Here is a 12,425-nt window from a genome sequence, read left to right as displayed (position 1 = left end):
CGACCGAGCACCCCGATCCCAGACCACCATGAATCCACCCCGGACCACCAAAGGAACCCTGCGCGAGATCGCGGATGCCATCAAGGTGCTGTGGTGGAGTTTCTTCGACTGGCTGGCGGTGGTGCCATGGAAGACGCTCGCGATCGTCTGCGTCCTGGTGCTGATCCTGGGCGGCATCCTCGAGCAACCACAGAAGGCGTTCTTCTTCATCATTGCCTCGCTCATCATCAAGGCGGTGGCGGGCGGCAAGCACAGAGCGGAACTGACCGCGAACCAGGCCCTGCAGCGCGCCGAGAAGGAGCAGCTCGAGCGCACGGCGGCGGAAGCGCACCTGGAGGCGTTGCAGGCCCAGATCGAGCCGCATTTCCTGTTCAACACGCTGGCGAGCATCGACCAGCTGATCCTCACGGATCCGCCTCGTGCATCGCGCATGCAGCAGAGCCTGATCCGCTACCTGCGCTCGGCCATGCCGCAGATGCGCGGCGGCGGCGTGCGGCCCACGCTCGGCCAGCAGGTGGATCTTTCCCGCGCGTTCCTCGAGATCATGGCGGTGCGCATGGACGAACGACTGCAGGCGGTGGTCAGCGTCCCGGACGGCCTCAAGTCGGCGACCTTCCCGTCGATGATGCTGCAGACCCTGGTGGAGAACGCGATCAAGCACGGCCTGGAGCCGAAGGCGGAGGGCGGCCGGCTGGAAATCGGCGCGGAAATCGTCGATGGCCGCCTCGCGGTGCACGTGCGCGATACCGGCATGGGATTCGCACCGGATTCCCGGAGCGGCGTGGGGCTGGCCAACATCCGCGAGCGGCTGAAGGCCATGTACCAGGGCCGGGCGGAACTGGAGATCAGCGTTCCGGCCGATGGGGGAACCTGTGCGACCATCAGGGTTCCCTACGAGCTCGCCCCCGCAGCCCCGCCCTGAAACGACGAGAGGCACGCATGAGCACCGGACGTACGCCCACCGCGGTCATTGCCGACGATGAGCGCCTGATGCGCGACCAGATCGTCGCGCGGCTGAAGGAAGCGTGGCCCGAGCTTTCGATCGTGGGCGAGGCTGGCAACGGTCGCGAGGCGGTAGCCCTGGTGCGAAGCCGCGAGCCCGATATCGTATTCCTGGACATCCGCATGCCGGAGATGGACGGCATCGAGGCGGCGAAGGCGCTGGCCGGCCAGGTCCATGTGGTCTTCGTCACCGCCTACGACGAATACGCGGTCAATGCCTTCGAGCAAGGGGCGATCGACTACCTGCTGAAGCCCGCGGACCCGGAGCGCGTGGCGATCACGTGCCAACGCCTGCGCGAGCGGCTGGAGCAGAAACCGGACGCGATGGGTGAATTGCTGGCCGAACTGTCACAGCGGCTTGCCGGCGGTACGGTCAAGCCGCGCGACTACCTGCGCTGGGTGCAGGCGAGCGTGGGTGCGACCCTGCGCATGATTCCCGCCACCGACATCCTCTACTTCCGCGCCGAGGACAAGTACACGCGGGTGCAGACCGAGGGCTTCGAGGCTCTCATTCGAAAGCCCATCAAGGAACTGCTCGAGGAACTGGACCCGGAGGAGTTCTGGCAGATCCACCGCTCCATCCTGATTCGCGTCGACGCGGTGGAGAGCGTTGGCCGCGACATCCGCGGGCACCAGGTGGTGAAGGTGAAGGGGCGGGGGGAGAAGCTGGAGGTGAGCCGGTCGTTCAGTCACCTGTTCAAGCAGATGTGAGGCGCGAGCCCTCCATCAGGTCACGGGCGCCGGGTTGAACAGAACCAGGGCGTTGTGCAGATTCCACCGTTCCGCCCACGTCTTCCTGCGTCCGCTGGCCACCTCCAGCATCAGGTGGAACAACTCCCAGCCCACCTCCGCAATCGTGGCTTCTCCATCGGCAATGGTGCCGGCGTTGACGTCCATCAAGTCGTGCCACCGCCGCGCGAGATCGGTGCGCGTGGCGACCTTGATCACCGGCACCGCGGCAAGGCCGTAGGGCGTGCCGCGCCCGGTGGTGAAGACATGCAGGTTCATGCCCGCCGCGAGTTGCAACGTGCCGCAGATGAAGTCGCTCGCCGGCGTGGCAGCGAATATCAGGCCCCTGGCCTGCAGCCTTTCGCCGGGCGCAAGCACGCCGGATATGCGGGAGGAGCCGGACTTGACGATCGACCCCATCGCCTTCTCGACGATGTTCGACAGCCCGCCCTTCTTGTTGCCGGGCGTTGTGTTGGCGCTGCGGTCGACGCTTCCGCGCTCCAGGTAGGCGTCGTACCAGGCCATTTCGCGGACCATCGCCTCGGCCACTTCCGGCGTCGCGGCTCGTGACGTCAGCTGGTCGATGCCGTCGCGCACTTCCGTGACCTCCGAGAACATCACGCTCGCGCCGGCGCGTACCAGCAGGTCCGTGCAGAAGCCGACGGCCGGGTTGGCCGTCACGCCGGAGAAGGCGTCGCTGCCACCGCATTGAACGCCGACGACCAGTTCGCTGGCCGGAACCGTCTCGCGACGGCGGGCGTCCAGGCGCCCGAGGTGGACCTCGGCCTGCCGCATGATCGACTCGACCATGGACATGAAGCCGACATGGCCATCGTCCTGCAGGCACACGACGTCCAGGGATTCACGCGCATCCTGCCGCGCGCCCGCCCCGCTGCGCCCGTTGGCGATGGCGATGCTTCCCGGCGGCAGCAACCGCTCGGGCTGCAGCTTCTCGCATCCCAGGCTCACCACCATGACCTCGCCGCCGAAGTTGGGGTTCAGGCTGATGTTTCGCAGCGTGCGGATCGGAATGACCGCGTCGGGGGCATCGATGGCAACGCCGCATCCGTAGCCGTGTTCGAGCCCCACCACGTCGTCGACGTTGGGGAAGCGGGGAAGCAGCTCCTCCTTGATGCGTTGCACCGCGAACTGCGTGACGCCGGCCACGCACTGCACCGTCTGCGTGATCGCCAGGATGTTGCGCGTGCCCACCGAGCCGTCCGCATTCCGGTAGCCCTCGAAGGTGTAACCCTCCAGGGGAGGCGACGGCCCGGACTTGACCGTGGCCATGGGCAACCCCTCGAGCTCGCGGGCTTCCGGCATCTTCAGCAGGCGCTCGTGCACCCAGCCACCGGCGGGAATGTCCTTCAACGCGTAGCCGATGGCGACGCCGTAGCGCAGCACCGGCGCATCGGTGGCGATGCCGACGAGCGCGACCTTGTGGCCCTGCGGGACGCGGTCCGCCAGCACGAGGCCGGAAGGCAGCACGGTGCCGGCATCGAGCCCTCCATCATTGGCCACGATCGCGACGTTGTCGCGCTCGTCCATGCGTATGGTGTGCGGGGGAAGGGCCATCGGGGTCTGCCTGCCGATCAGGGGACGGGCGCCTCTCAGGCCCCTGCCACCGTGTGGCCGGCCATCAGCTCGAGTGCCCGGACGAGGGCCGAATGATCCAGGTCGGCCATGCCATTGGCCGCGCAGGCCTGCATCAGCTGGGCGGCATTGGCCGTCTGTGGCAGCGATACGCCCAGCTCGCGGGCTCCCTGCAGCGCCAGGTTCAGGTCTTTCTGGTGAAGCCGGATGCGGAAGCCCGGCGCGAAAGTGCGCTTGATCATCCGTTCGCCATGCACCTCCAGGATGCGGCTCGACGCGAAACCGCCCATCAGCGCCTGCCGAACCTTGGCCGGATCGGCGCCGGCCTTGCTGGCGAAGAGCAGCGCCTCTCCAACGGCCACGATGTTCAGCGCCACGATGATCTGGTTGGCCACCTTGGTGGTCTGGCCGTCGCCATTGCCGCCGACCAGCGTGATGTTCTTGCCCATCTTCTCCAGCAAGGGCCGGATGCGCTCGAACACCGCCGCGTCGCCGCCGCACATGATCGTGAGCGATGCCGCCTTGGCACCGACCTCGCCGCCGGAAACCGGTGCGTCGATGTAGTCGGCACCGAGCCCGTTGATGCGCTTGGCGAAGGCCTTGGTGGCCATCGGCGAAATCGAGCTCATGTCGATGATGACCTTGCGCGACGGGCCGGGCAGGGCTGCCGAAACGCCGTTCTCGCCGAAAAGCACCGCCTCGACGTCGGGCGTGTCCGGCACCATGATGATGACAACCTCTGCCTCCCGGGTGACGGCCTGTGCGCTCGCGCAGGCCACGGCCGTCGTGGCGGCCAGAATTTCCGGAACCGGACCAATGGTGTTGACGAAGAGCTGGTTGCCGGCGTTCACAAGGTGCATGGCCATTGGCGTGCCCATGATGCCGAGGCCGATGAATCCGATCTTCATGGTGTTGTCCTTTTCCTGGAGTGATGGATAAGCGGGGTCTGCGTCACCGGACCAGCGCGGGACGCTTGGGATCGAACTTCCAGCCCGGTATCACGTACTGCATCGCCATCGCGTCGTCGCGGGCGCCGAGACCGTGCTGCCGGTAGAGCTGGTGCGCCTTCTCGACCTCGACCATGTCGAGTTCGATGCCCAGGCCGGGCTTCGCGGGCACCTGCACATGGCCGCCGACGATCCGCAGCGGCACCTTGGTGAGGCGCTGGCCGTCCTGCCAAATCCAGTGCGTGTCGATGGCGGTGACCTTGCCCGGCGCGGCGGCGCCGACATGGGTGAACATCGCCAGTGACACGTCGAAATGGTTGTTGGAATGCGAACCCCAGGTCAGGCCCCAGTCGCGGCAGGTCTGCGCCACGCGCACCGAACCGGCCATCGTCCAGAAGTGCGGATCCGCCAGCGGGATGTCCACCGATTGCAGGGCGAGCGCATGCACCAGTTGCCGCCAGTCGGTGGCGATCATGTTCGTGGCCGTCGGCAGGTCGGTGGCGCGGCGGAACTCGGCCATCACCTCCCGGCCGGAGTAGCCATCCTCGGCGCCGCACGGGTCTTCCGCATACGCGAGCACGCCGCGCAGGTCGCGCAGCAGTCGAACCGCGTCCCCGAGCAGCCAGCCGGCATTGGGGTCGAGCGTGATGCGGGCCTGCGGGAAGCACTCGTGCAGCGCATGGATCGCCTCCACCTCCTCTTCGCCGCGCAGCACGCCGCCCTTGAGCTTGAAATCGTTGAATCCGTAGCGCGCGTGCGCGGCCCGGGCGAGCTTCACGACCGCTTCGGGCGTCAACGCGGGCTCGTGGCGCAGCCGGCACCAGTCGTCGGCGTCGGCCGCTTCGCCGGCCGGCGAGGGGTACGGCAGATCGGTGCGCGCGCGGTCGCCGATGAAAAACAGGTAGCCCAGCATCTGCACCGACGCCCGTTGCTGGCCCTCGCCCAGCAGGGCCGCCAGGGGAACGTCCAGGTATTGACCGAGCAGGTCGAGCAGGCCGCACTCGATCGCCGTCATCGCATGGACCGTCGTGCGCAGGTCGAAGGTCTGCAGCCCGCGGCCGCCGGCGTCGCGGTCGGCGAATTGCTGCTGCATCTCGCGCAGGATGCGACGACCTTCGCCGATCGACTGGCCGACGACCAGCGGCGCCGCATCCTCGATCGTCTGGCGGATCTTCTCGCCGCCGGGCACCTCGCCGACACCTGTGCGGCCGGCACTGTCGGACAGGATCGCGAGATTGCGCGTGAAGAACGGGGCGTGCGCGCCGCTCAGGTTCAGCAGCATGCCGTCGCGGCCGGCCACGGGAATCACGCGCATTGCCGTCACTCGCGGTGTCGAGGACAGGGTCATGGCAGGCTCCTTTCCATCGTTGCGGTATCAGTCAGGGGTGATCTTCCCGGCTTCGATGACCTTCTTCCAGCGCGGCCAGTCGCTGGAGGATCATCGGTTTTTCCATGCTTTGGCGAGGGACGGGTGGTTTCAGGCGGGTGCGGGCGGCACGTCCCCTCGGCGAGGAACGGGGCGCAGTCCCTCCTCTTCGAATCTAGGACGCCCAACGAAATTCGTCCAATATATAATTTGAGGTTCTGTGATTCGTTCCCTATATCAATGAACCTGCACCGGTTGCGGCAGTTCATCGTTGTCGCCGAGGAACTGCATTTCGGTCGTGCGGCGAGGCGTCTTCGGCAGACTCAGCCGCCGTTGTCGATGGCCCTGCAGGCGCTCGAGCGCGAACTCGGCGTCCGGCTCCTCGAAAGGACACGCCGCCAGGTGTCGCTCACACCCGCGGGCGTGGTATTTCTCGAAGAAGCGCGCGGCATCATGGAGCGCACCGCGAGGGCGGTCGAATCGGCCCGCGCGGCCCATCGGGGCGAAGTCGGAAAGATCACGGTGGGATTCCTTGCCGCGACGGCGTACACGCTCCTGCCCGTCGTCGTGCGCGACTTCGTCGCGCGCTTTCCGGGGGTCAGGCTCGACCTGCGGGAACTCACCATGTCGCAACAATTCGAGGCGTTTCGACACGAGGATATCGACGTCGGCCTGTTGCGCCCATTGGCCACTGATGTCGCTCTTGATTTCGAGACGATCATGGAAGAGCCCATGGTCGTCGCGCTTCCGGCGGGGCATCCCCTCTCCAGGCTGAAGAGGATTTCCGGCGCGAAGCTGGCCAGGGAGTCCTTCGTGATGTTCCCGAGGACTTCGGGGACGATATTCCATGACCTGATCATCAACTTCTGCCGCGACGCGGGGTTCGTCCCGCGCATCTCGCAGGAGGCGACCCAGACCCACGCCGTGCTCGGACTCGTGTCAGCGGGCCTGGGAGTGGCGCTGGTGCCCGATTCCGTGCGCATCATCGGGATGCGGGGTGTGGTCTTCCGGGCGCTTGCGGCGAATCCGCCGATCGTGCCCACGGCGGTGGCCTGGCGAACCGGGAATGAATCGCCGCTCGTCCGTGGATTCCTGGATACCGCGCGCGATTGCGTTCGCGGATTGGGACGCAGGTGACTGGCTGGACGCCGCGCGACAGGTTAGCCGCGTCGGATTTCCCGGGCCCGCCCTACCAGCGGCAATTTCCCTCGCCGACCTCGTTCGCCAGCAGGGGAATGACCGCGAGCAGCCCCAGGTCCTTGTAGGCGTCCTTGCAGTCCGGCTTCCACACCTTCTCGAGGGCGGCCTGCTCCTTCGTCTTGCGTTCCGGGGCCGGCGGCATCGGGAAAGGCAGCAGCGCGCGATTGCCGGTTCCTTCGCGTGCCACCGCGCGCGCAGTCGCGCGAGCCGCATCGAGATCGATTCGCGGTCCCGTGCCCGGTGCAGGCGCACTGGAATCCGGTCGCTTGCGGTTGTCGAGGATCGCCGGGTCCCCGGGCGACCGGGCAGCCGGCGCTGGCGAATCCGCGGCGCGTGGGACGGCGCGCTCCGGGGAGGACCGCTCGGTTGCCGCGCCGGGAGCGGTCGTGGAGGGCGCGACCGGCACAGCCCGCGGTGCGCGTGCCGGAATCTCCGGCGGCGATGAAAGCGCGGGAGTCGCAGCGGGTGTTCCGGAATGCTGCGGCATGGCCGCCGGGATGACGGGCGCTTCGACAGGCTGCGCGATCGTGGGCGGGGCGAGCATCGGGGGCACGCTCGCCGGCGCCAATGTTTCGGACAGGGGCGCGGGGATATGGAGTGGCGCGGTTACTGCCGGCGCCATGGCCGGATCGGCCGCCGCGGGAGGCGTCCAGTCCATCTGGGGCGTCGGCACGATCGGCACCGGTTTGGCGATGCGATCGACGCGCGGGGCGGACATCAGGTCGGCCGTCGCAGGCGTGATCGGCGTGATGGGCTGCGCGATGGGCTCGGCGATTACCGGCCTGATCGCCGGCGTGACGACCGGCTCCGGCAGCGGGACGGGCTTTTCCTGCGCCCGGGCCGCGTCGAGATCCGGTTGCGGTTGCGCCGGGGCGGGAGGCACCTTTGCTTCGCGTGCTTCGCGGGGTCGCTCGGCAGGCAGCGGGCGCAGCAGCCGCGCGTCCACGCCGCGGTCCATCCTGAGGCCGATGCCGGGATCCAGCAGCGGGCCGCGGATCGTCACGTTGAACGAGCCCCACATCGCCCGGCCCTCCCGCGCGCCCCCGGCAGGGCTGCCGAACATCAGGATGAAGAGCGCGTGCAGGACGAGCGACAGCACGACGAATTGCGTGAGCGACGGCTGCCCCTGGATCCCTCGGAAGCGAAGGGGCCGGGACATGGGGAGTCGTGGCTCCAGGCGGCGGGATGCGACGGTAGGCAAGGCGGGCTGTGACGGTAGGCAACGCGGGCTGCGCGGACTACTTCTTCGGCGCGCGCAGAAAGTCGAAGTCCACTCCCTGGTCGGCCTGCGTGACCGTGTCGAGGAATAGCTTGAGGTAGCCGCGTTCCGCCGTGGGAGTCGTGACGGGGCGGACGGCGCGGCGGCGCGCGAGCTCCGCATCCTCGACGAGGAGCGCGATCGAGCGGCCCGCCACGTCGAGGCGGATGCGATCGCCCGACTGCACCCAGGCGAGCGGCCCGCCCAGCGCGGCCTCGGGAGTCACGTGCAGCACGATGGTGCCGGCCGCCGTGCCGCTCATGCGCCCGTCGGAAATGCGCACCATGTCCTTCACGCCGGCGCGCGCGAGTTTCCGGGGGATGGGCAGGTAGCCCGCTTCAGGCATGCCGGGCGCGCCCTTCGGGCCGATGTTCTTGAGGACGAGGACGTCGTCCGCCTTCACGTCGAGATCGTCGCGGTCGATGCGGTCCGCCATGTCCGCGGCGTCCTCGAACACCACGGCGCGCCCCTCGTGCTGCATGAGCTTCGCATCGGCGGCGGACTGCTTGATGATCGCCCCGCCGGGCGCGAGGTTGCCGCGCAGCACCGCGATGCCGCCCTGCGCGAAAATCGGATTCGCCAGGGGCCGGATCACCTGCTGACTGAACCCGGGCCCGGACGCCTCGATCTCCTCGCCCAGCGTGCGGCCGGTGGCGGTGAGGGCGTCGAGGTGCAGCAGCGGCTTCAATTCCCGCAGCAGCGCCGGCACGCCGCCCGCGTGATGGAAGTCCTCCATGTAGTGCCGGCCGGAGGGCTTCAGGTCCACGAGCACGGGCGTATCGCGTCCCAGCGCATCCAGGCGCGCAAGATCGACGGGAATGCCCAGGCGCCCGGCGATGGCCGTGAGATGCACGATGCCATTGGTGGATCCCCCGATGGCGAGCAGCACGCGCAGCGCGTTTTCCACCGACTGGGCGGTGATGATGCGATCGGGAGTGAGGCGGCTCTTCGCGAGCGCCACGGCCGCGGTGCCGGAACGCTCCGCCACGCGAATGCGGTCGGCGGTGACCGCGGGCGGGGAAGCGCTGCCGGGAAGTGCGATCCCCAGCGCCTCGGCCACGCACGCCATCGTGCTCGCGGTGCCCATCACCGAGCAGGTGCCGACGCTCGCCACGAGCTGGTTGTTCACGCGGCCGATTTCGGCCTCGCCGATTTCCTCGGCGCGGTACTTCGCCCAGTAGCGGCGGCAGTCGGTGCAGGCGCCCACGCGCTCGCCGTCGTGCGAGCCGGTCAGCATGGAACCGGTGACGAGCTGCACGGCGGGCACGCCGGCCGAAGCCGCGCCCATGAGCTGTGCGGGCACGGTCTTGTCGCATCCCCCGATCAGAACGACCGCATCCATGGGCTGAGCGCGGATCATCTCCTCGGTGTCCATCGACATGAGGTTGCGCAGGAACATGCTCGTCGGATGCGCGAAGCTCTCGTGGATCGAGATGGTCGGGAAGTCCATCGGCAATCCGCCGGCGAGCATGACGCCGCGCTTCACGGCCTCGACCAGCTGCGCCATGTTGCCGTGACACGGGTTGAAGCTGCTCGCGGTGTTGGCGATGCCGATGACCGGACGCGACAGGGCGTCATCGGTGTAGCCCGCGCCCTTGATGAAGGCCTTGCGCAGGAACAGCGAGAACCCGGTGTCGCCGTAGTTCGTGAGGCCCTTGGCGAGGCCGGTGGCGGGAGGTTTCTTCGCGTTCTTCGGGTCGGAATCGTTCGACATGCTCGGTCGGGCGGATCGAGTGCAGGAGACGGAAAGCCTACCCGAAAAAGGGGACAGACCCCTTTTCCCGAAAAGGGGTCTGTCCCCTTTTCTCCATTCCCTCAATCGGTGGAGAAGTGAGTCCGCCCCCGGGCGCGGAGCAGGGCGATCAGTTTCCGCGCGGCCGGCGAAAGATAGCCATCGCGGCGATACACGACATCGAAGCGCCGCCGCATCGTGGTCTCCGCCAGCCGGACCTCCCGAAGCAGCGAGCCGGCGTCGTCCCTGCCTACGTGCCGGCGTGAGGTGAACGTGAGCAGCTCCGTCTGGTGAATGAGCGAGGGCATCATCAGGATCAGGTTGGTTTCGATCTGGACGGCGGGCCCGGGCAGCCCCCGGCGCTGGAAGACGTCCTCGATCCACTGCCGAGTGCGCACCGACGGTGGGGCCAGCACCCAGCGGTAGGAGAGCAGGTCCTGCAGGCGCACCTTCCTTTTCTCCAGGATCGGATGGCTTGCGCTCGCGATCACCACGGCTTCGTCTTCGAGAATGGTGTGGTTGACGAGGTCCTCGGTCGCGCTGATGGCCATGGTGAGAATGAAATCGACCTCCCCGGTCTCCAGATGCATGCCGAGAACATCGTTCTGGGCAATGATGGTGCGAACTGTCACGCCGGGCGCCTCGGGAAGGAAGACGCGACACAGCGACGGCATGAGGAACCGCGCGAGCGTCGGCAGCACGCCGATGCGCACCTGGCCGGCCACGCCCGCGCCGACCTCCCCGATCTCGCGCACGGTGTCGTCGGCGACCACGCGTAGGTTCCGGGCGCGGCGCGCCAGGGCCTCGCCCGCCGCCGTGAGCCGGATGCCGCGCCCCACCCGCTCGAAGAGCGCCGTGCCGAGCGTGGCCTCGAGGCGCCGCACGCAGCCCGTCAGGGCTGGCTGCGAACGGTGGAGCTTCAATGCGGCTTTTCCGAGGTGTCCGGCTTCGGCGATGGCCTCGAAATAGCGCAGGTCGCGCAAGTCCAATTGATTCGTTGTACTTATCATTTTTAACGAAAAATGAAATAGACGTGATGAATTGTCTCACCGATGATCCGTGATTGCTACCCGACCCGGGACATAACCCGGGCAAGCCGTACCCAACCGCATTGCAACTGGAGGAGTCACCATGAATCGCTGGGCATCCCGGGCCGCGGCCGTTGCCGCCGTCATCCTTACCGCTGGATTTTCCGCTGCAGCGCTGGCCCAGGCTGGCTATCCCGACAAGCCGATCCGCCTCATCGTCCCGTTCCCGCCGGGTGGCGGCACCGACATCCTCGGCCGCATCGTGAGCGACAAGCTGTCGACGACGCTGGGCTGGAAGGTCGTCGTGGAGAACAAGGCGGGCGCCGGCGGTACGGTGGGCCTGGACGCGGCGTCCAAGGCGAAACCCGATGGCTACACGCTCGTGATTGCCCAGACGAGCAACCTGTCCATCGCACCTTCAATCATGTCGGGGCTGCCCTACGACCCGGTGAAGAATTTCGCGCCGGTGCGGCTGATCGCCGCCGTGCCGCTCGCGATCGTGGTGGGCGCCAAATCGCCCATCAAGTCCATGGGTGATCTCATCGCAGCGGCAAAGGCGAACCCGGGCAAGCTCCTGTTCGCATCCCCCGGCAACGCGACCGTCGCGCACCTCACCGGGGAGTATTTCCAGAAGATTGCCGGCGTCAAGTACACGCACGTCCCCTACAAGGGCACCGGGCAAGCCTTGCCGGACGTGATCAGCGGGCGCGCCTCCTTCTACGTCGCCTCGATCGAATCGGCCGCGGCACAGGTCAGCGCAGGCCAGTTGCGCGCCATCGCCGTCACGTCCCTGAAGCGCGCCCCGCAATGGCCCGACGTGCCGACGGTCGCCGAATCGGGCTACCCCGGTTTCGAGGCCATCACCTGGTTCGGCATCGCCGTGCCTGCAGGCACGCCCGCCCCGATCATCGCCCGGCTGGACGCCGAAGTCGGCAAGGTGCTGGACGCTCCCGACGTGAAGGAACGCCTCAACGGGAAGGTGGACGTGGGTCCGGCCGAATTCGCGGCCCTGATCAAGTCCGACCACGACAAGTGGGCGTCGGTGGTCAAGGAAGCCGGCATCAAGTTGCAGTAGGCGACCTTTCGGCGAACTGGACGGACGCCCCATGAAGACCAGATTTCTCGACAACCAGGACTTCCTCGCGGGATTGCTGTTCATTGCGATCGGCGCAGGCGGGTTCGGCATCGCGCTGTCGTACCCTTTCGGGAGCGTCCAGCACATGGGGCCGGGGTTCTTTCCACGCGTCCTCGGCGGGATTCTCGTCGGCTTCGGCATCGTTACGCTGGTCCGCGGCCTGCGCTCCGGCGAGCCGGTGCAGGGCGAGTGGGGCTGGTACCCGCTCGTCATGCTCACCGCGTCACTGGTTGCCTTCGGGTGGCTCATGGAGCACGTGGGCCTGGTAGCGTCGCTGGTCGTGCTCATCGTTTCCAGTGCGTACGCCGGCCGCGAGTTCCGCTGGGGCGAGGTGGCGGTGCTCGCCGTCGCGATGACCCTTCTGGCACTGGTCATCTTCGTCTGGGGCCTGGGACTGCCATACGAACTCTTCGCCTTCGAGTTCGGGGAGTAGCC

11 protein-coding genes are annotated in these 12,425 nt (G+C 67.6%); 5 read left to right on the top strand and 6 right to left on the bottom strand.

Going from position 1 to position 12,425, the window contains the following annotated elements:
- Positions 1 to 28: 28 nt before the first annotated feature.
- Together IPP91_14385 and IPP91_14380 are read left to right on the top strand one after the other, a co-directional pair.
- Positions 29 to 922: a histidine kinase gene (locus IPP91_14385; GenBank protein MBL0143252.1), complete on the top strand. Its 894-nt coding sequence runs from the start codon at positions 29 to 31 to the stop codon at positions 920 to 922.
- A 17-nt stretch (positions 923 to 939) separates the two neighbouring features.
- Positions 940 to 1,713 carry a response regulator transcription factor gene (locus tag IPP91_14380; protein ID MBL0143251.1) on the top strand — a complete coding sequence of 258 codons (774 nt, stop codon included), beginning with the start codon at positions 940 to 942 and terminating at the stop codon, positions 1,711 to 1,713.
- Between the two features lie 15 nt (positions 1,714 to 1,728).
- Here IPP91_14380 and garD read toward each other — a convergent pair whose 3' ends face one another.
- The 3 genes from garD to gudD are packed head-to-tail and all read right to left on the bottom strand — an operon-like array spanning position 1,729 to position 5,619.
- Entirely contained in the window at positions 1,729 to 3,306 is a 1,578-nt protein-coding gene (gene garD / locus IPP91_14375) for a galactarate dehydratase (GenBank protein MBL0143250.1), read from the bottom strand.
- A 35-nt stretch (positions 3,307 to 3,341) separates the two neighbouring features.
- On the bottom strand, positions 3,342 to 4,232 hold the full coding sequence (gene glxR / locus IPP91_14370; GenBank protein ID MBL0143249.1) for a 2-hydroxy-3-oxopropionate reductase: 891 nt from the start codon (positions 4,230 to 4,232) through the stop codon (positions 3,342 to 3,344).
- Positions 4,233 to 4,275: 43 nt separating this feature from the next.
- Entirely contained in the window at positions 4,276 to 5,619 is a 1,344-nt protein-coding gene (gene gudD, locus IPP91_14365; GenBank protein ID MBL0143248.1) for a glucarate dehydratase, read from the bottom strand.
- Between the two features lie 258 nt (positions 5,620 to 5,877).
- Between gudD and IPP91_14360 the strand changes: the two genes are divergently transcribed.
- The gene (locus IPP91_14360) at positions 5,878 to 6,774 is read left to right on the top strand and encodes a LysR family transcriptional regulator (GenBank protein MBL0143247.1); all 897 of its coding nucleotides are present in this window, start codon (positions 5,878 to 5,880) and stop codon (positions 6,772 to 6,774) included.
- 52 nt (positions 6,775 to 6,826) lie between these two features.
- Here IPP91_14360 and IPP91_14355 read toward each other — a convergent pair whose 3' ends face one another.
- The 3 genes from IPP91_14355 to IPP91_14345 all read right to left on the bottom strand — a co-directional run bounded on the left by IPP91_14355 (position 6,827) and on the right by IPP91_14345 (position 10,816).
- Positions 6,827 to 7,996, bottom strand: coding sequence for a hypothetical protein (locus IPP91_14355; GenBank protein ID MBL0143246.1), 1,170 nt, complete (start codon positions 7,994 to 7,996; stop codon positions 6,827 to 6,829).
- A 79-nt stretch (positions 7,997 to 8,075) separates the two neighbouring features.
- Entirely contained in the window at positions 8,076 to 9,809 is a 1,734-nt protein-coding gene (locus IPP91_14350) for a dihydroxy-acid dehydratase (GenBank protein ID MBL0143245.1), read from the bottom strand.
- A gap of 101 nt (positions 9,810 to 9,910) precedes the next feature.
- The gene (locus IPP91_14345) at positions 9,911 to 10,816 is read right to left on the bottom strand and encodes a LysR family transcriptional regulator (GenBank protein ID MBL0143244.1); all 906 of its coding nucleotides are present in this window, start codon (positions 10,814 to 10,816) and stop codon (positions 9,911 to 9,913) included.
- Positions 10,817 to 10,958: 142 nt separating this feature from the next.
- Here IPP91_14345 and IPP91_14340 point away from each other — a divergent pair, with 142 nt between their 5' ends.
- Together IPP91_14340 and IPP91_14335 are read left to right on the top strand one after the other, a co-directional pair.
- A complete protein-coding gene (locus tag IPP91_14340) occupies positions 10,959 to 11,930 on the top strand; it encodes a tripartite tricarboxylate transporter substrate binding protein (protein MBL0143243.1) in 972 nt (323 codons plus the stop codon).
- A 31-nt stretch (positions 11,931 to 11,961) separates the two neighbouring features.
- Positions 11,962 to 12,423 carry a tripartite tricarboxylate transporter TctB family protein gene (locus IPP91_14335; GenBank protein ID MBL0143242.1) on the top strand — a complete coding sequence of 154 codons (462 nt, stop codon included), beginning with the start codon at positions 11,962 to 11,964 and terminating at the stop codon, positions 12,421 to 12,423.
- Positions 12,424 to 12,425 lie beyond the last annotated feature (2 nt).

Source organism: Betaproteobacteria bacterium (assembly GCA_016720855.1).
GTDB lineage: Bacteria > Pseudomonadota > Gammaproteobacteria > Burkholderiales > Usitatibacteraceae > FEB-7.
This window is presented reverse-complemented; position numbering and strand designations above follow the sequence as displayed.

Excerpts from the sequence above, each read along its gene's own strand:
- garD (MBL0143250.1), bottom strand. The coding sequence starts at position 3,306 with ATGGCCCTTCCCCCGCACACCATACGCATGGACGAGCGCGACAACGTC.
- IPP91_14335 (MBL0143242.1), top strand. The coding sequence starts at position 11,962 with ATGAAGACCAGATTTCTCGACAACCAGGACTTCCTCGCGGGATTGCTG.
- IPP91_14380 (MBL0143251.1), top strand. The coding sequence starts at position 940 with ATGAGCACCGGACGTACGCCCACCGCGGTCATTGCCGACGATGAGCGC.
- IPP91_14360 (MBL0143247.1), top strand. The coding sequence starts at position 5,878 with ATGAACCTGCACCGGTTGCGGCAGTTCATCGTTGTCGCCGAGGAACTG.
- IPP91_14385 (MBL0143252.1), top strand. The coding sequence starts at position 29 with ATGAATCCACCCCGGACCACCAAAGGAACCCTGCGCGAGATCGCGGAT.
- IPP91_14340 (MBL0143243.1), top strand. The coding sequence starts at position 10,959 with ATGAATCGCTGGGCATCCCGGGCCGCGGCCGTTGCCGCCGTCATCCTT.
- IPP91_14350 (MBL0143245.1), bottom strand. The coding sequence starts at position 9,809 with ATGTCGAACGATTCCGACCCGAAGAACGCGAAGAAACCTCCCGCCACC.
- gudD (MBL0143248.1), bottom strand. The coding sequence starts at position 5,619 with ATGACCCTGTCCTCGACACCGCGAGTGACGGCAATGCGCGTGATTCCC.
- IPP91_14355 (MBL0143246.1), bottom strand. The coding sequence starts at position 7,996 with ATGTCCCGGCCCCTTCGCTTCCGAGGGATCCAGGGGCAGCCGTCGCTC.
- glxR (MBL0143249.1), bottom strand. The coding sequence starts at position 4,232 with ATGAAGATCGGATTCATCGGCCTCGGCATCATGGGCACGCCAATGGCC.